The 15,808-nt window shown below is 68.7% G+C and carries 15 protein-coding genes; 9 read left to right on the top strand and 6 right to left on the bottom strand.

The window, feature by feature from the left end:
• Positions 1–11: 11 nt before the first annotated feature.
• Genes HALOF300_RS06515 through HALOF300_RS06490 form a run of 6 tightly spaced genes read left to right on the top strand, consistent with a single transcriptional unit; the run spans position 12 to position 6,804 of the window.
• A complete protein-coding gene (locus tag HALOF300_RS06515) occupies positions 12–941 on the top strand; it encodes a carbohydrate ABC transporter permease (RefSeq protein ID WP_156740132.1) in 930 nt (309 codons plus the stop codon).
• The gene (locus tag HALOF300_RS06510) at positions 938–1,774 is read left to right on the top strand and encodes a carbohydrate ABC transporter permease (RefSeq protein WP_156740131.1); all 837 of its coding nucleotides are present in this window, start codon (positions 938–940) and stop codon (positions 1,772–1,774) included. The genes HALOF300_RS06515 and HALOF300_RS06510 overlap by 4 nt, the downstream gene beginning before the upstream one ends.
• Positions 1,771–3,930: an ADP-ribosylglycohydrolase family protein gene (locus HALOF300_RS06505; protein ID WP_156740130.1), complete on the top strand. Its 2,160-nt coding sequence runs from the start codon at positions 1,771–1,773 to the stop codon at positions 3,928–3,930. Before HALOF300_RS06510 ends, HALOF300_RS06505 begins: the two co-directional genes overlap by 4 nt.
• Entirely contained in the window at positions 3,927–4,832 is a 906-nt protein-coding gene (locus tag HALOF300_RS06500) for a ribokinase (protein ID WP_156740129.1), read from the top strand. The genes HALOF300_RS06505 and HALOF300_RS06500 overlap by 4 nt, the downstream gene beginning before the upstream one ends.
• On the top strand, positions 4,829–5,779 hold the full coding sequence (locus HALOF300_RS06495; RefSeq protein ID WP_156740128.1) for a nucleoside hydrolase: 951 nt from the start codon (positions 4,829–4,831) through the stop codon (positions 5,777–5,779). The genes HALOF300_RS06500 and HALOF300_RS06495 overlap by 4 nt, the downstream gene beginning before the upstream one ends.
• A gap of 8 nt (positions 5,780–5,787) precedes the next feature.
• Positions 5,788–6,804, top strand: coding sequence for an adenosine deaminase (locus HALOF300_RS06490; protein ID WP_156740127.1), 1,017 nt, complete (start codon positions 5,788–5,790; stop codon positions 6,802–6,804).
• 35 nt (positions 6,805–6,839) lie between these two features.
• Here HALOF300_RS06490 and kduI read toward each other — a convergent pair whose 3' ends face one another.
• The 5 genes from kduI to HALOF300_RS06465 form a co-directional block, all read right to left on the bottom strand.
• Positions 6,840–7,670 carry a 5-dehydro-4-deoxy-D-glucuronate isomerase gene (kduI, locus tag HALOF300_RS06485; protein ID WP_156740126.1) on the bottom strand — a complete coding sequence of 277 codons (831 nt, stop codon included), beginning with the start codon at positions 7,668–7,670 and terminating at the stop codon, positions 6,840–6,842.
• A 59-nt stretch (positions 7,671–7,729) separates the two neighbouring features.
• Complete coding sequence (locus HALOF300_RS06480) at positions 7,730–8,710, bottom strand: C-terminal binding protein (protein WP_156740125.1); 981 nt, start codon at positions 8,708–8,710, stop codon at positions 7,730–7,732.
• Between the two features lie 16 nt (positions 8,711–8,726).
• A complete protein-coding gene (locus tag HALOF300_RS06475; RefSeq protein WP_156740124.1) occupies positions 8,727–10,034 on the bottom strand; it encodes a TRAP transporter large permease in 1,308 nt (435 codons plus the stop codon).
• A gap of 1 nt (position 10,035) precedes the next feature.
• Positions 10,036–10,578 (bottom strand): TRAP transporter small permease, encoded by a 543-nt coding sequence (locus HALOF300_RS06470; protein ID WP_156740123.1) that lies wholly within the window; start codon positions 10,576–10,578, stop codon positions 10,036–10,038.
• Between the two features lie 93 nt (positions 10,579–10,671).
• Positions 10,672–11,733, bottom strand: coding sequence for a TRAP transporter substrate-binding protein (locus HALOF300_RS06465; protein ID WP_156740122.1), 1,062 nt, complete (start codon positions 11,731–11,733; stop codon positions 10,672–10,674).
• Between the two features lie 226 nt (positions 11,734–11,959).
• Here HALOF300_RS06465 and HALOF300_RS06460 point away from each other — a divergent pair, with 226 nt between their 5' ends.
• From HALOF300_RS06460 to HALOF300_RS06450, 3 genes are all read left to right on the top strand, one after another.
• The gene (locus HALOF300_RS06460; protein ID WP_231955103.1) at positions 11,960–12,991 is read left to right on the top strand and encodes an NAD(P)-dependent oxidoreductase; all 1,032 of its coding nucleotides are present in this window, start codon (positions 11,960–11,962) and stop codon (positions 12,989–12,991) included.
• 114 nt (positions 12,992–13,105) lie between these two features.
• Entirely contained in the window at positions 13,106–13,876 is a 771-nt protein-coding gene (locus HALOF300_RS06455; protein ID WP_156740121.1) for an SDR family oxidoreductase, read from the top strand.
• Positions 13,877–13,948: 72 nt separating this feature from the next.
• A complete protein-coding gene (locus HALOF300_RS06450; RefSeq protein WP_156740120.1) occupies positions 13,949–14,953 on the top strand; it encodes a zinc-binding dehydrogenase in 1,005 nt (334 codons plus the stop codon).
• A 50-nt stretch (positions 14,954–15,003) separates the two neighbouring features.
• Here the strand turns inward: HALOF300_RS06450 and HALOF300_RS06445 are convergent, their stop codons facing one another.
• Entirely contained in the window at positions 15,004–15,693 is a 690-nt protein-coding gene (locus HALOF300_RS06445) for a FadR/GntR family transcriptional regulator (RefSeq protein ID WP_156740119.1), read from the bottom strand.
• Positions 15,694–15,808: the final 115 nt, after the last annotated feature.

Genomic DNA, 15,808 nt, shown 5'->3' with positions numbered 1-15,808 from the left:
CGGAACGACTCATGACAGTTCTGAGCTCTGTGCAGCCTGACGCCGAGCCCGCCTCGACCGTCCGGGGTGGCCGCCGAGGACGGGGGCATGGTGTCCACTACCTACTCCTGGCGCCGGCGATCCTGCTCTCGATGGCGATCGTGCTCGTTCCCGGCGTGTTCACCCTGGTCACCTCGTTCACGGACTGGAACGGGGTGGCGACCGATCCGGAGTTCGTGGGCGTCGAGAACTACGCGGCGATCCTCGCGGATCCGATCTTCCGGACCGCCGTCGGGAACAACATCATCTGGACCCTGTTGTTCCTGACCATCCCCGTTGTCCTCGGGTTGAGCGTGGCGTTGCTGCTGCTTCGCCGGCCGCGCTCGCGCGGGCTCTACCAGGTCATCTTCCTACTGCCGTACGTGATGGCCGCGGTCACGAACGCGATGGTCTGGCTGAACATGATCTACAGCCCCATCTCCGGCGTGATCGGGTTCCTGAACAAGCAGGGCTGGGACATCGATTCGCCGATCGCCAGTCTCGACGGCGCGATCTATGCGGTGGCGGCGGTCGACATCTGGCACTACTGGGGCTTCCTCCTGGTCGTCTACCTCGCTGCGCTGCGACAGACGCCGGTGGAGCAGATCGAGGCGGCCCAGCTCGAGGGAGCGAACTCCTGGCAGGTGTTCCGCTACGTCTACCTGCCGAACATCCGCCCCACGATGCAACTCATGTTCGTGATGATCATGATCTTCTCCTTCCTCACGTTCGACTACATCTTCCTGATGACCCAGGGCGGCCCCGCCAACTCAACGGAGATGCTCAGCACGTTCGCCTACAGCCTCGCGTTCGCGACGTTCCAGTTCGGCAAGGCTGCCGCCGTCGGCATCGTGATGGGTGCGTTCGGGCTCATCGCATCCGTCATCTACACCCGAATGAGCCGGAGAGGCATGGACGTATGAGTCGCAGTTCGAACCGGGCGCTGCGGGCGACCCCCGGTCACATCATTCTCATCCTCCTCGTCTTCACGGCGCTGTTCCCGATCGTGCTCGTGCTGCTGAACAGCCTGAAGGACGCCCCGGAGGTGGTGCGCAATCCACTCGCGCTGCCCGAGTCCCCGGACTGGTCGAACTTCGCCGAGGCGTGGCAGTACGCCGGATACACCCGCGGATTCGCCAACAGCGTGCTGCTCACTGCCACGACGGTCGCAACCGTGCTACTCACCGCGGCGCCGGCGGCCTACGTACTCGCTGCCCGGAAGATCAAGGCGGCCGGCCCGGTGATGATCTATCTCATGGTGGCCATGACGGTGCCGATCCAACTCTTCCTGTTCCCGCTGTACGCGGTGTTCGCCCGGCTCGGCCTGCTCAGCAACGTCATCGCCGTCGGAATCATCGTCGCCGCGATCAACATGCCCCTCGCCGTCATGCTGCTGCGCACGTTCTTCCTGCGGATCCCGAGCGAACTGCCGGAGGCCGCCACCATGGACGGCGCGAACACCTTCCAGGTGCTCCGGCACGTGCTGATCCCTGCCGTATCGCCCGGCATGATCACCGTCGGCATCATCGTGGGGCTGAACGCCTGGAACGAGTACCTCATCTCGGTGACGTTCCTCCAGAGGGAGGAGAGCTACACCGCCACCCTCGGGTTCCTGTCCCTGACCGGAACATTCGCGGTCGACCAGGGGGTCCTGATGGCCGGCGCGGCCATCCTGATCCTTCCGATCGTGTTCCTCTTCCTGGCCGCGCAGCGCAAGTTCGTCGACGGCCTCGTCAGCGGTTCGGTGAAGGGGTGAGCGCGGCGGTCATGAACGAGCAGGACTACACGGAGCGAACGTATGCGGGAGTGCTCGGGAAGATCGTCGGTGTGTACCTGGGGCGACCGGTCGAGGGCTGGGCCTATGCCGACATCGTCGAGCGGTTCGGAAGACTGACCCACTACGTCAATGACCAGCTCGGGATCCCGGTCGTGACTGCCGACGATGACATCTCCGGCACGTTCGCGTTCTCCCGCGCGGTGCTCGACCACGCCCGCACCGGGCCGCTCACGGCCCGGCAGGTCGGCGAGACCTGGCTCAACTACATCGTTGAGGACCGCACGATCCTGTGGTGGGGCGGTCGTGGGCGATCCACCGAACACACCGCCTATCTGAACCTCAAGAACGGCGTGCCCGCGCCCGGATCGGGCTCCGCGCGACGAAACGGCCGGACCCTGCCCGTGCAGGTGGGCGCCCAGATCTTCGTCGACGGCTTCGCCATGATGAGTCCCGGCGACCCGGACCGGGCCGCTGCGCACGCCCGGGCGGCAGCCTCCGTGAGCCACGACGGCGTGGCAGTGGATGCTGCGGCGTTCATCGCCGCAATGGAGGCACTTGCGTATATCGAACCCGACCTGCACGCCCTGATCGAGACGGGCCGGGCCCAGGTCGCGGATCCGGTCCTGCAGCACATCATCGACGACGTGCTGGCCTGGTGTGCGCCCGGAGCCGACTGGCGGGAGGTCCGGGAGCGGATCGAGAAGACGTATGGGTACTCGGTGTTCGACGGCCCGTGCCCGGCCACGACCAACAACGCCGCTGTGCTTGCGGCCCTTCTGCTGGGCGGCGACAGTTTCCACCGGGCCGTGTCGATCGCGGCCTCGGCAGGCTGGGACACGGACTCGAACGCCGGCGTCGTCGGGGCGCTGAACGGGATCAGGCTCGGGCTCGGCGCACTGGATGCGGAGGCGGACCTGCGCTCGCCCGTGGCCGACCGATTGCTGGTGGTGACCGCGGACGGTGGGGAGTGCATGTCCGACGCGGTGCAGCAGACGCGAGCCATCGCGGCTGGCAGGCGCCTCCTCGATGGTCTCCCACCTGCGCCACGTGAGGCGAGATTCGCATTCGAACTGCCGGGCTCCGTGCAGGGCTTCACCCCGTGCCTGGACGTCGGTTCGCCCTACACCCGGGTAGCGGTCGCCAACGTCCGCCCGCGTCCCGGCGGACCGGCCGGCCCGGATGCGAGCGGCCTGGTGATCACCTGCGCGGGCGTCACCGAATCGGTGGCCGCGGCCGTCTCCACCCCAGTGTTCCTGCCGAGGGCCGACGGCGGGGACAACTTCTCGACCATCGCCAGCCCGACCCTCTACCCCGGGCAGCGCGTCCGGCTCACTGCCCGCCTGGCCCTGGGCACCTCGCACGCGGCGCCGACCCTGCGCCCGTACGTACTCATCGAGACGGACGCGCGCATGGAGGCGACGTTCGGTCCCGAGCTCCTCCTGGCGGACGAGCCGCGCGAGCTGGTCTGGGAGGTACCCGAGGTCGGTGCGAACCCGATCCTGCGATTCGGGGTCGCTGTGACCTCCATGGGCAGATTCGACGGCGACGTGGTGCTGGAGCGGGTGGACTGGTCCGGCGCACCGGTCCGTCACGCCCGGTCCGGCGTCCTGATGACCTCGATCTGGGACCTCACCCCGGAGCCACTGCGGGCGTGGGTGAACTCGGCGAAGAACTTCGAAGCCGACTTCAGGTACTCATACTCCGTCTCCCACCCCGAGGGGACCGGACTGGCCACCATCGGCACCCGGGACTGGGACGACTACACGTTCACCTCGACTCTTGTGTTCAATCCCCACGAACGCGGCGGCCTGGTGGTCCGGGCCCGCGGACACCGCCGCTACTACGCCGCCGTGTTCGAGTCGTGGCAGCGGATCTCGTTGGTGCGCCGCGACCATGACCGGGAGGCGATCCTCGCGAGCGCACCCTTCGCCTACACCGAGGACGTGCCGTATCGGGTCACGGTGAGCTGCCACCGGGACCGGCTCACCGTCCGGATCGACGACGCCGAGGTCCTCACAGCCTCGGACACCGCCGAGAACGCGCACTCGAGCGGAGGAGCAGGCTTCCTCGTCACGACCGGCACAGTGCTGGCCGACGGCTTCGAGGTCGGTTCGCTCGCTGGGCCGGACCGATGACGGGCATCGCCGTGGTGGGCAGCCTCAACGAGGACCTCGTGGTGCAGGTCTCCGAGGCACCCTCGGCCGGCGAGACCGTACTGGCCCGTGGCCACCAGCGCGGACTCGGCGGCAAGGGCGCCAACCAGGCCGTCGCGGCGGCCAGGCTCGGCGGCCGGGTACACCTGACGGGCTGCCTCGGTGACGACGCCGGCGGCATCGAGTTCCGGCGCCGGCTGGCCGCCGAGCGGATCGATACGACCGGCATCAGGGTGCGTGAAGGCAGTGCCACCGGACTTGCCGTCATCGTCGTCGACCGCGCCGGGGAGAACCGGATCCTGGTCAGTGCCGGCAGCAATTCGACGTTGGGGCCGGGGGACCTCTCCGAACGCGTCCTGGCCACGGCATCCGTTGTGCTCGCGCAGCTGGAGGTGCCGGCGACCGCGGTGCTGACGGCGTTCCGGATGGCCTCCGGACTTCGGATCCTCAACGCCGCTCCGGCCGCGCCGGTATCCGCCGAACTGCTCGAGCTCGTCGACGTCCTCGTCGTGAACGAGACCGAGCTCGCCTCGATCACGGGCCGCGGGATCCCCGACGGTCCTGACGGCGCGCTCGCCCTGGCTGGCGTCGTGACCGGACCGAACGCGGTCGTCGTCACGCTCGGCGGCGCGGGTTGCGTGGTCCGCACCGCCGGTGAGTCGTGGCACGAACCCGGTCACACCGTTCCGGTCGTCGACACGACAGCGGCCGGAGATGCCTTCTGCGGCGCCCTCGCCGTGCGGCTCTGCGCGGGCGACGACCTGCGGCATGCGGTGCGGTACGCGACCCGGGTGGGCGCCGCCGTCGTGACTCGTCGCGGAGCCATCGACTCCCTCCCGACCCTCACCGAACTCGACGATCCGGACGAAGGATGGAATGCATGACCACAAAGCTCATCATCGACTGTGACCCGGGCATCGACGATGCCCTGGCCATCATCCTGGCTCTGAAGGATCCCGGGCTCGATGTCCTGGCGCTGACGGCGGTCACCGGGAACCTCCCGTCCGACCGCACCGCAGTGAACGCCCGGAAGGTGCTCGAACTCATGGGCGAAGGCGGGATACCAGTGGCCCAGGGGCCGTTGCAGCCGATCTCGCGGGAGTACCCGCACGACCCGTTCTCCCACGGGGACGACGGCCTCGCGAACACCGCACTGCCGGTGCCGACACTGCCACTGGAGGGCCGCAGCGCCGCGCAACTGATCGTCGACGTCGTCAACGACAACGCCGGAGACATCGCGATCGCCGCGCTCGGCCCGATGACGAACATCGCCCTGGCGCTCGAGCTCGACCCGGAACTGCCCCGCAAGGTGAGCCGGATGACGGCCATCGCCGGGTCGTTCGGATTCACCCGCTACGCGTGGACCCAAGCCACCGGCGACAACCCGGTGAGCGAGTGGAACGTCTACGTCGACCCCGGCGCGGCCGCCACCGTGTTCGCCGCCGGGTTCGCGCTGACCGCCGTCGGGCTGGACGTCGCCACGCACCCGGACGTGAATCTCAGCCAGGAGCGGTTCGACCGGCTCGCCGCGAGCGGCCGACCCGAGGCGCGGTTCGCGACCGACATCGTCAGATTCGTCCGTGGCCGCGGCTACCAGAGCTATTGCGCCCTGATCGACTCGCTGGCGATCGCCGCCCTCGTCCATCCCGAACTCATGACCACCGAGCGGATCCGGTGCGCCGTGGAGACCCGCGGCGAGCTGACTCTTGGTATGACTGTCGCCGACGTCCGTAACCACCACCGGTGGGACCATCTGCCCCTGCTGGAGGCGGTGAGCGACGTCGACTTCGACGGCTTCCTCGACCATCTCGTCGACGGGCTGGTGCGATGATTCGGCAGATGAGCGACGTCCCGGTGAACCCAGCCACGCCTCCCTGCGCCGAGCTGCACCTGCACATCGAGGGCACTCTCGAGCCGGACCTGGTGTTCGCGCTCGCGGAGCGCAATGGGGTGGACCTGCCGGATCCGGATGTCGGTGCGTTGCGGTCCCGGTATGCGTTCACCGACCTGCAGTCCTTCCTGGACCTCTACTACGAGAACATGGCGGTGCTGCGCACGCCGGCGGACTTCGCGGAGATGACGCGCGCATACCTGACGCGAGCACGGGCGGCCGGGGTGCGGCACGCCGAGATCATGTTCGACCCGCAGGCGCACCTGGCCCGGGGGGTGCCGCTGGCGGCGACCGTCGAGGGCATCGCGTTCGTGCTACGCACGAGCGAGGCCGAGTTCGGGATCTCCACCGGCCTGATCGCGGCGTTCCTGCGGGACCGGCCGGCCCGCGAAGCGCTCGAGGTCCTCGAAGACCTGCTCGCGATGGACGCGCCGATCATCGGCATCGGCCTCGACTCCGCCGAGGTGGGGAACCCGCCGTCGGGCTTCACCGCGGTCTACGACCGCGCCCGCCGGGCCGGCCTGCACCTGGTCGCGCACGCGGGCGAGGAGGGGCCGCCTTCGTACATCGCCGGGGCGCTCGACGACCTCGGCGTCGAGCGGATCGACCATGGGATCCGGTGCCTCGACGACCCGGCACTCGTGACCCGGCTCGCCGCCGAGCAGATCCCACTGACCGTGTGCCCGCTGTCCAACGTGCGGCTGCGGGCGGTGGCCTCCCTCGCCGCGCACCCGCTGCGCCAGCTCCTCGAGGCCGGCGTGATGGTGACGATCAACTCCGACGATCCGGCCTACTTCGGCGGGTACGTGGACGACAACCTGCACGCGATCCGGGAGGTCCACAAGCTGACCGACGACGAGCTGGCCGCGCTCGCGGCGAACTCGTTCCGGGCGTCCTTCCTCGATACCGGGCGGCGGGACGCGCTGCTCGCGGAGGTCGAGGTCTGGCGTGGCGCGGCGCGGTAGCCGCAGTCGTCAGTCGGCGCGGTGGGCAGGTCGGCTCAGCGCAGCTCGGTTACCTGCACGTGGTCCATGTCGTCGAAGGACTGGTTCTCCCCGGCCATCGCCCACACGAACGAGTAGGCGCTGGTACCCACACCGGAGTGCACCGACCAGCTCGGAGAGATGACGGCCTGCTCGTTGGCGACCACGAGATGCCGGCTCTCGGTGGGTTCACCCATGAGGTGCAGCACCCGCGCGTCCTCGGGGAGGTTGAAGTAGAGATAGGCCTCCATGCGCCGGTCGTGGGTGTGCGCGGGCATGGTGTTCCACATGCTGCCCTCGTGCAGGGTGGTCACGCCCATCACCACCTGGCAGGACCGCACGCCGTCGGCGTGGATGTACTGGTTCAGGGTGCGCCGGTTCGAGGTGCGCTGCTCACCGAGTTCGCGGACGTTGCCCTCACCCGCGCGGACCAGGGTGGTCGGGTAGGTAGTGTGCGCGGGCGCCGAGAACCCGTAGAACCGGGCCGGCGTCGCGGTGTCGGACGAGGCGAACGTCACGTGCTCGGCGCCGCGGCCGACGTACAGGCAGGCGCCGTGACCGAGTTCGTACGCTGCGCCGTCGACCGTCACGGTGCCGGAGGCACCGACGTTCACGATGCCGATCTCGCGCCGGGAGAGGAAGTGCTCGGCGCGCAGCTCCGCCGGTGCGACCAGGCCGATCGGTCGGTCCGTCGGCATCGCACCGACCAGGACCACGCGGTCGTGGTGGGAGTACGTCACGCTCACCTCCCCCGGCTGGAAGAGGTCCTCGACGAGGAACCGGCCGCGGAGCGCGTCGGTGCCGAGCGAGGGAATCTCGGTGGGGGAGGTGGCGTAGCGGATGTCCACTTCAGGAGCCTGCTTTCATCTGGCTCGACGGCGGTGCGCCGCCGGGAACTGCTGACCGGTCAGCGGGCGGCGCGGCCGGCCTGGAGGACCTCGGGGTTGAGGATGTTGCGGGGGCGCTTGCCCGCCACGACGTCGACGGCGTTCTCGGCCGTGCGGCGCTTCAGCTCGGAGTAGGACTCCTCGGTGTAGAAGGCCGCGTGTGGGGTGAGGATCACGTTGTCGAACCGGGCCAGCGGGTGATCGGCCGCGATCGGCTCCTCCTCCAGCACGTCGATGCCGGCCGCGTGCAGCCGGCCCGACTCGAGCGCCGCGACGAGGGCGTCGGAGTCGACCACGCCGCCGCGTGCTGTGTTGACCAGGATCGCACCCGGCTTCATCGCCGCGAACGCGGCGTCATCGAGCAGGTGGAGGCTGGCTGCGTCGAGCGGGGTGTGCACGGTGATGACGTCTGACTCCGCGAGCAGCTGCTCGCGCGAGACCGCGAGCCAGCCCTCCGGACGGACCTCACCAGGGGTGAACAGCACGTCGTGGACGAGCACCGTGAACCCCAGCGCGGCGGCCTTGCGGGCCGTCGCCGACCCGATCCGGCCGCACCCGAGGACGCCGACCGTCTGGTTCGAGAACTGCCGGATCGGTAGGGCGGGGCCGAGGTCGTGCTCACCGCGCCGGATGCCCCGGTCGAGGTTCACCAGGCCGCGGATGGCACCGAGGATGAGGGCGATCGCGTGGTCGGAGACCGCCTCGGTGCCGTAGTCGGGCACGTTGCAGACGGCGACGCCGAGCTCGGTGGCAGCCTCGATGTCGACCGTGTCCACGCCGACGCCGTAGCGGCTGACCACCTTGACGTCCGGCAGCGCCTCGAGGACCTCGCGGGTGATCTTGGCGTACTGCACGATCAGGCCGTCGGCGCCCTGCGCGCCCGCGATGACGTCCGCCGGGGCGTTGGTCTGGTTGAGCGTGAAGTCACCCCCGGCGGCCGCGACGACGTCGCGTTCGATGTCCAAGGTGGCGTGGTCGCAGTCGGTGACGACGATGCGCATCGGTGCTTCCTTTCAGCTAGATGAGGCCGAGTAGTCCGGGTAGCCACAGGGACAGTGCCGGCACGAACTGGATGATCAGGAGCATCACGATCAGCGACACGTAGAAGTACAACAGCGGCTTGAAGACCCTCTCGACCCTCACCTCGGCCACCTTGGCACCGACGAACAGGACCGGTGCCGATGGTGGTGATATCACCGCGATGCACATGTTGAACACGAGCATGATGCCGAAGTGGATCGGGCTGATCCCGTACGCCTCCACCGCGATCGGCAGGAAGATCGGCGTGAAGATCAGCACCGCCGGGGTGGCGTCCAGGGGGATCCCGATGATCAGCAGGATGACCATCATGATGAGCAGGAACACGATCTTGGAGTCGGTGATCTGCGTCATCCACTCCCCGATCAGCTGCGGCACCCGGGAATAGGTCATCGCGAAGGACATGATCGAGGAGAGCCCGATCAGGAAGATGACCACAGAGGAGGTCCGGGTGGACTGCAGCAGGATCTTGGGGAAGTCCTTGATCTTGACGGCCCGGTAGATCATCGCCAGGGCTGCCGAGACCACCACGGAGACCGCGGCGCCCTCGGTGGGGGTGAAGAACCCGAAGATGATCCCGCCGATGACGATGAGCACCATGGACAGGGACGGCAGCGCCCGCCAGAGGATCGTCAGGAACACCTGGAACGTCGGGAAGCCCTTCCCGCGCAGCTCCGGCTTCTTGCGGGCGTACAGCCAGATGATCACGGCACAGGACAGGCCCCAGAGGATGCCGGGGATGTACCCGGCGACGAACAGCGCGCCGACGGACGCCTGGGAGACCAGTGCGTACACGATGAGGGTGTTGGACGGCGGGATCAGCATGCCCGACGGGGCCGAAGCCACGTTCGCGGCGGCCGCCCAGTGCATGTCGTGGCCATCTTTGCGCTGCTGCGGTGCCATCGAGGATCCGACGGCGGCAGCGCCGGCGAGGGCGGAGCCGGAGATCGAACCGAACAGCATGTTCGCGACGACGTTGGTCTGCATGAGGGAGCCGGGCATCCGGCCCGTCATCGCTCTCGCCAGGTCGATGAGTCTTGTGGCTATGCCGCCGTTGTTCATGATGGCTCCGGCCAGCACGAAGAGTGGGATGGCGAGCAACGCGAACGAGTCGATGCCGTTGTAGATCTTCTGGGCGCTCGTGTAGATGCCCTGTTCGTTGCCCTGGAGCAGCACCAGGCAGATCGAGGCGGGAAGTCCGATGGCGACCGAGACGGAGACACCGAGGGCCATCAGGCCGAACATGCCGATCACCATGATGAGAGTGACCATGAGTGCGTCGTTCATGTCAGATCCCCTCTTCCGCGATCTTGCTGATGTCCAGGTCTTCGGGCTCCTCGTGGTGAGTGATCTCCTCGTCCGAGGCCCGCACGATGTCGATGGTGTGCAGGATGCTGTAGATGACGATCAGCGCACCGGCGATCGGGAGCACCAGGAAGGTCTGACCCTGGGTGACCGGCATCAGTTGCACGTGGTCCTCCCAGCCGGCCAGGACGTTGCGCATCCCGCCCCAGATCATGATCCAGATCGCGAAGAAGGCCACGATCGCGTGGGCCAGGATCGAGACACCCTTGACCGCCTTGACCGGCAGCTTGTTGACGAGCCAGTCGATGGCGACGTCCTCCTTCTCGCCGATCACGTAGGCCGCGCCGATGATGCCCTGCCAGATGAACACGATCCTTGCGCTCACCTCGGTCCAGGGGAGCGAGATCCCCAGGAACCGGACGACCACCTGGGCAATCACCAGGCCGACCATGACCACGAAGAGGATGATGCAGAACCAGCGCAGGAACGCGTTCAACCCCTTGTGGAACCCGTCGATGACCTTCATCGCTGCTCCGATTTCTTATGGTTCAGGTGTCTTGAACAGCCGAATGGGGGTGCGGCCGAAGTCGCCCGCACCCCCACTCGGGTCAGTGCCTGGTCAGCTCCCGGCGGGGAACTGCTCGTTGTACTGCTGGACCGCGTCGAAGAGGTCCTGTCGCACCGGGTTGTTGATGGACTCCTCGACCAGCGGGGTGACCCGCTCGCGGAACGCCTCGACGTTCACGTCGTCGTTGAACTGCGCGCCGGCCTCCTCGGAGGCGGCGATCGACTCGTCGATGAACTCGAGGAAGCCGGTGTTGGCGCTCTCCACCAGATCCGGGATGAGCGCCTGGAAGGCCTCGCGGTCCTCGTCGCTCATGTCCGCGAGGATGTCGGTGTTCATGAGCAGGTAGTCCGGGATCATGAGGTGACGGGTGTAGGAGTAGTACTCCGCGACCTCGTCGTGGTTGAGGGCGTTGTAGACCGTCTCGTTGTTCTCGGCGCCGTCGAGCACGCCGGACTGGAGCGCGGTGTAGACCTCGCCCTGGCCCATCGGGGACGCGACCCCGCCCATCAGCTCGATCATCCGCACCTGGGAGTCGGACTGCTGCACGCGCAGCTTCAGGCCGTCCAGGTCCTCGGGCTCCACGACCGGGCGCTCCGCGTTGTACACGTTGCGGACGCCGGCGAACAGGGCAGCGAGGACCGTGATGCCCTTGGACTCCTCGATCGAGGCGAACAGGTCGCCGGTGACCTCGGTGTCGGCGAACACGCCGGCCTGGGCCTCCTGGGAGGCGAACATGTACGGCAGGTTGAACACGATGAAGTCCTCGTTGAAGGACTCCATCACCGGGCCGCCGATGTACATCATCTCGACACTGCCCTCGGAGACGTTGTTCACGACGTCCGCCTGGGTGCCGAGGAGTTCGTTGGCGTACACCTCGATGCCGTAGCGGCCGTCGGTGGCCTCGTAGAGCGCTTCACCGAGTTCGACCGCGGCGAGGTACTGCGGGTGCTCCTCAGTCTGGTTGAACGCGAGCCGCCAGACCGTGTCTGCGCTCGTCACGTCGATGTCGTCTCCGTCGCCACCGTCGATACCCCCGCCGGATCCGCACGCGGCGAGGCCGAGGGTGATGGTCAGGGCAGCTGCTGCGGTCGCGAGGACCTTCTTGCGTGTCATTACAGACCTCTTCGTCCGGGGGATATCACCGAATGTAGTGCGGACGGCCGGCGGCCGCCCCTCGACTCCGCGATCATCGTGGAGCCGCCCCGCCATGCTAGGTCAATAGTCATATCAAAGCGGGTGGAATAGTGATATCAAAGTGTCAGCGGGTTGTGCAAGTCAACGAGATCGGCTGCAGTCACCGCGGGCATGGACGCCCACCGACACGAGAGGGACCGGAACGATGATGACGGACATGATGAGCGGGACGAGCGGGACGAGCGCGGCAGGATCGGCGACGGACGGGGCCGCGACAGGCGCGGCCGGCACCAGGGTCGGGATCATCGGGCTGGGCGTGATGGGCGCGCCGATGGCGCGACACATGGCGACGGCGGGCATCCCCACCTCGGTGTGGGCACGGCGTCCGGCGACCACGCAGGCGCTTGCCGCGCACGGCGCCTCGGTGGCGGCCACGGCTGCCGAGCTCGCGGCGTCGAGCGACGTGGTCGTCCTGGTGCTGCCCGGCATGCCGGAGATCGACGCCGTACTGACCGGCCCGGACGGCCTGCTCGCGGACATTGCGGGTGAGTCCGGCGACGAGGGTGGCGTCGAGCAGGTCGGCTCGCCGGAGGCAGTGCTCGCACCGCAGCGTGGCCGGCTGCTGGTGATCTGCTCGACGGTCTCCCCGCGGGACGTGCGCGAGCTCGCGGATCGACCGGAGCTGCGCGACGCCGGCTGGCGCGTCGTGGACGCCCCGATCTCCGGCGGCGAGCAGGGCGCCGAGGCCGGAACGCTGGCGATCTTCGTCGGCGGTGAACGCGAGGACGTCGACGTCGTCGCCGGGGTCCTGAGCGCCACCGGCAACCCGGTGCACCTGGGCCCGCTCGGCTCGGGCCAGGTCGGCAAGGCCTGCAACCAGGTGATCGTGGCGGCCACCGTCACCGCCCTCGGAGAGGCCGCGGTCCTCGCCGAGCGGTCCGGGCTGGACGTCGCAGCGCTCTTCGACCTGCTCGGCGGCGGCTACGCGGGCTCCCGCCTGCTCGAGGTCAAGAAGGACCGCTTCGTCACGCACGACCACTCGCCGTCCGGCGCCGCGAAGTACATGGTCAAGGACCTCACCGGCGCCCTCGACCAGGCCGAGGACGCCCGCACCACACTGCCCCTGACCAAGCAGCTGCTGCAGACGTTCACCGACCTGACCGCGGCCGGCCTCGGGGACAACGACACCGCCGTCGTCCAGGCCTGGATCGAGCGACAGGGCGAGCAGGTCTCCTGACGGGCATTGCCTCCCGGGCAGGTGATTGGTAGTATCTATTCCTGCTCGGGCCCAGCCCGCAACGACGCGCACCGCGATACCTGCGGTACTCGCCCCGTCCTACGAAGGTGACCAATGACGACTTCCCTCTTCGACCTCACCGGTCGACTCGCGTTCGTGACCGGCTCCGCCCGGGGTATCGGCAACGCCCTGGCACTCGGTCTGGCCCAGGCCGGCGCGGACGTCGTCGTGCACGGCCGCGACCAGGCGGTCACCGCCGAGGCCGCCGCCAGGATCGCCGAGGAGACCGGGGTGAAGACCCACACGGTCTGCTTCGACGTCACCGATGCCGGCGTGGTCCGCGAGCAGGTCGGAGCCCTGATCGAGCGGCTCGGCGTCCCGGACATCCTCGTGAACAACGCGGGCATGCAACACCGGGCGCCGTTCAACGAATTCCCCGCCGAGAAGTGGGATCAGGTGCTCGCCACCAACCTGTCCTCGGTGTTCTACGTCTCGCAGCCGGTCACCACCGCGATGGCCGAGCGCGGCTCCGGGAAGGTCATCAACATCGGCTCGGCGATGTCGGCCCTGGCGCGACAGACCATCGCCCCGTACACCGCCTCCAAGGGCGGCGTCGTGATGCTCACCAAGGGCATGGCCGCGGACCTGGCCCGCTTCGACATCCAGGTGAACGCCATCTCGCCCGGGTACTTCGCCTCCGAGATGAACCGCGACCTGTGGAGCGACCCGGAGTTCGACGGCTGGCTCAAGAACCGCACCCCGGCCAACCGCTGGGGCAAGCTCTCCGAGCTCGTCGGCGCCGCGGTGTTCCTCTCCTCCGCCGCGTCCAGCTTCGTCTCCGGCCAGAACATCCACGTCGACGGCGGCCTCACCTCCGTCGTCTGACCATGACCCCGCCGGGCCGCGCCGCCGCGGCCCACCCGCCAACCCCTCGAACAAGTCAGCAAAGGAACCCGCGTGCGCGCACTCAGCATCCACGGCAAGGAAGACCTTCGGCCCGTTGAGGTCGACGTACCCGAGCCGGGCCCGGACCAGGTCCGGATCAAGGTCGCCTACGTGGGGATCTGCGGTTCGGACCTGCACTACTACTTCCACGGTGCGAACGGTGCGTTCGTGGTCCGCGAGCCGCTGGTGCCCGGCCACGAGCTCTCCGGCACGGTCGATGCGGACCCGAGCGGCCGGCTGGCCCAGGGCACGCCGGTGACCGTGCACCCGGCCACGTTCGGCCCGGTCGTTGCCGGCCTGGAGGACGCGCGGCACCTGTGGCCCGGCGGTTCCTACCTCGGTTCGGCCTCCACCTGGCCGCACACCCAGGGCGGGATGGCGCAGTACCTGGTGGTCGGCGCGGACATGATCCGGGAACTGCCCGCGGAACTTCCGCTGACCCGGGCCGCCCTCGCCGAGCCGCTCGCGGTGGCGCTGCACGGCGTCTCCCAGGCCGGCGGCGTCGAGGGCGCGCGCGTCCTGGTCAGCGGTGCCGGCCCGATCGGGCTGCTCACCGCGTTCGCCGCGAAGGCGCTCGGCGCCGCCCACGTGACCGTGGCCGACGTCGTGCCCGAACCGCTCGAGCGAGCCACCGCCGTCGGCGCGGACGCCACGATCCTGCTCGGCAGCGCCGAGGTGCCCGTCAACGCCTACGACGTGGTGCTCGAGTGCGCGGGCGTGCCCGCGTCCATCACCACCGCGATCGGCGCGGTGCGCCCCCGCGGTGTCGTCGCCCAGGTGGGGATGCTCCCGAACGCCGAGGTGTCGGTGCTGCTCGCGCCGCTGATCTCCAAGGAGGCGCGCCTCGTGGGCTGCTTCCGGTTCGACGACGAGATCGGTGAGGCCGTGCGGTTGCTGAACGCCCACCCCGAGGCCGAGGCCGTGGTGACGCACGTGATCAGCTCCGCCGACGCCGCCCGGGCGTTCGCGACCGCCAAGGACAGCCGCGCCTCGGGCAAGGTCCTCGTCGCACTCTGAGGCTCGTACGGTCCAGGTCCGAAGGAGGGCAGCCGGGTGGGCAGTGAGATTCAGCCGACCTCGTCCCGGACCAGCGACAGCATGGTGCGGGAGGCCTCCTCGGCAGCCTGCGCGCTGCCCTCGGACACGGCGCGGGCCGCGCTGACGTGGCAGGCCAGGGCGAGCGGGTTCGGGTGCGCCGGGGTCAGGCCGAGGTGGGATCGACCGATCAGCACCTCGGTCACGGCCGGCTCGAGCGCGAGCAGCATCGGGTTGCCACTGGCCCGCAGCAGCGTCACGTGGAACTCGACGTCCACGCGCAGATACTCGTCGGAGTCGCCGCGGCCGGCGTCCCCGATCGCACTGAGTCGGCTGACCAGGTCGAGCAGGAGGGCGCGCTGGGCGGCCGTCGCGTGCTGGGCCGCGAGCCGGGTGGCTGTGGGCTCGACGGCGATGCGCAGGTCCATGAGTGCGAGGAGCTGGGCGTCGCGCCCCTCGCCGAGCAGGTTCCACCGGATCACCTGGGGGTCCAGCACGTTCCAGTCCGCGGCGGGGGAGACGATCAGGCCCACGCGCCGGCGCGCGGTGATCATCCCGAGCGACTGCAACGCGCGCATGGCCTCCCGGGCCACGGTCCGCGAGACGCCGAACTCCTGCTCGAGGCCCGCCAGCGACATCACCTCGAGTGGCGCGAGCTCACCGCTGACGATGCGAGCGCCGAGCACGTCGACCATGTGCTCGTACATGGAGGCCTTAGCCATCGTTGTCAATCTCCGAACCGGGGGGTCTCGACCGCGCCTTTGACTTGCGACATCTGATCTTTACGGCCGAATCTAGCCGATTCTCGCACTGATTCCTAGTCAGAGTGGAAATTCA

This window comes from Occultella aeris (assembly GCF_902703175.1).
GTDB classification, from domain to species: Bacteria; Actinomycetota; Actinomycetes; order Actinomycetales; family Beutenbergiaceae; genus Occultella; species Occultella aeris.
Note: the sequence above shows the minus strand (reverse complement) of the source record. Positions and strands in the feature narration are given on the sequence as shown.

Bases quoted from the DNA above. Each gene is read 5' to 3' on its own strand.
- HALOF300_RS06515 (WP_156740132.1), top strand. From the start codon at position 12: ATGACAGTTCTGAGCTCTGTGCAGCCTGACGCCGAGCCCGCCTCGACC.
- HALOF300_RS06445 (WP_156740119.1), bottom strand. From the start codon at position 15,693: ATGGCTAAGGCCTCCATGTACGAGCACATGGTCGACGTGCTCGGCGCT.
- HALOF300_RS06455 (WP_156740121.1), top strand. From the start codon at position 13,106: ATGACGACTTCCCTCTTCGACCTCACCGGTCGACTCGCGTTCGTGACC.
- HALOF300_RS06460 (WP_231955103.1), top strand. From the start codon at position 11,960: ATGATGACGGACATGATGAGCGGGACGAGCGGGACGAGCGCGGCAGGA.
- HALOF300_RS06475 (WP_156740124.1), bottom strand. From the start codon at position 10,034: ATGAACGACGCACTCATGGTCACTCTCATCATGGTGATCGGCATGTTC.
- HALOF300_RS06500 (WP_156740129.1), top strand. From the start codon at position 3,927: ATGACGGGCATCGCCGTGGTGGGCAGCCTCAACGAGGACCTCGTGGTG.
- HALOF300_RS06510 (WP_156740131.1), top strand. From the start codon at position 938: ATGAGTCGCAGTTCGAACCGGGCGCTGCGGGCGACCCCCGGTCACATC.
- HALOF300_RS06490 (WP_156740127.1), top strand. From the start codon at position 5,788: ATGAGCGACGTCCCGGTGAACCCAGCCACGCCTCCCTGCGCCGAGCTG.
- HALOF300_RS06465 (WP_156740122.1), bottom strand. From the start codon at position 11,733: ATGACACGCAAGAAGGTCCTCGCGACCGCAGCAGCTGCCCTGACCATC.
- HALOF300_RS06470 (WP_156740123.1), bottom strand. From the start codon at position 10,578: ATGAAGGTCATCGACGGGTTCCACAAGGGGTTGAACGCGTTCCTGCGC.
- HALOF300_RS06495 (WP_156740128.1), top strand. From the start codon at position 4,829: ATGACCACAAAGCTCATCATCGACTGTGACCCGGGCATCGACGATGCC.
- HALOF300_RS06480 (WP_156740125.1), bottom strand. From the start codon at position 8,710: ATGCGCATCGTCGTCACCGACTGCGACCACGCCACCTTGGACATCGAA.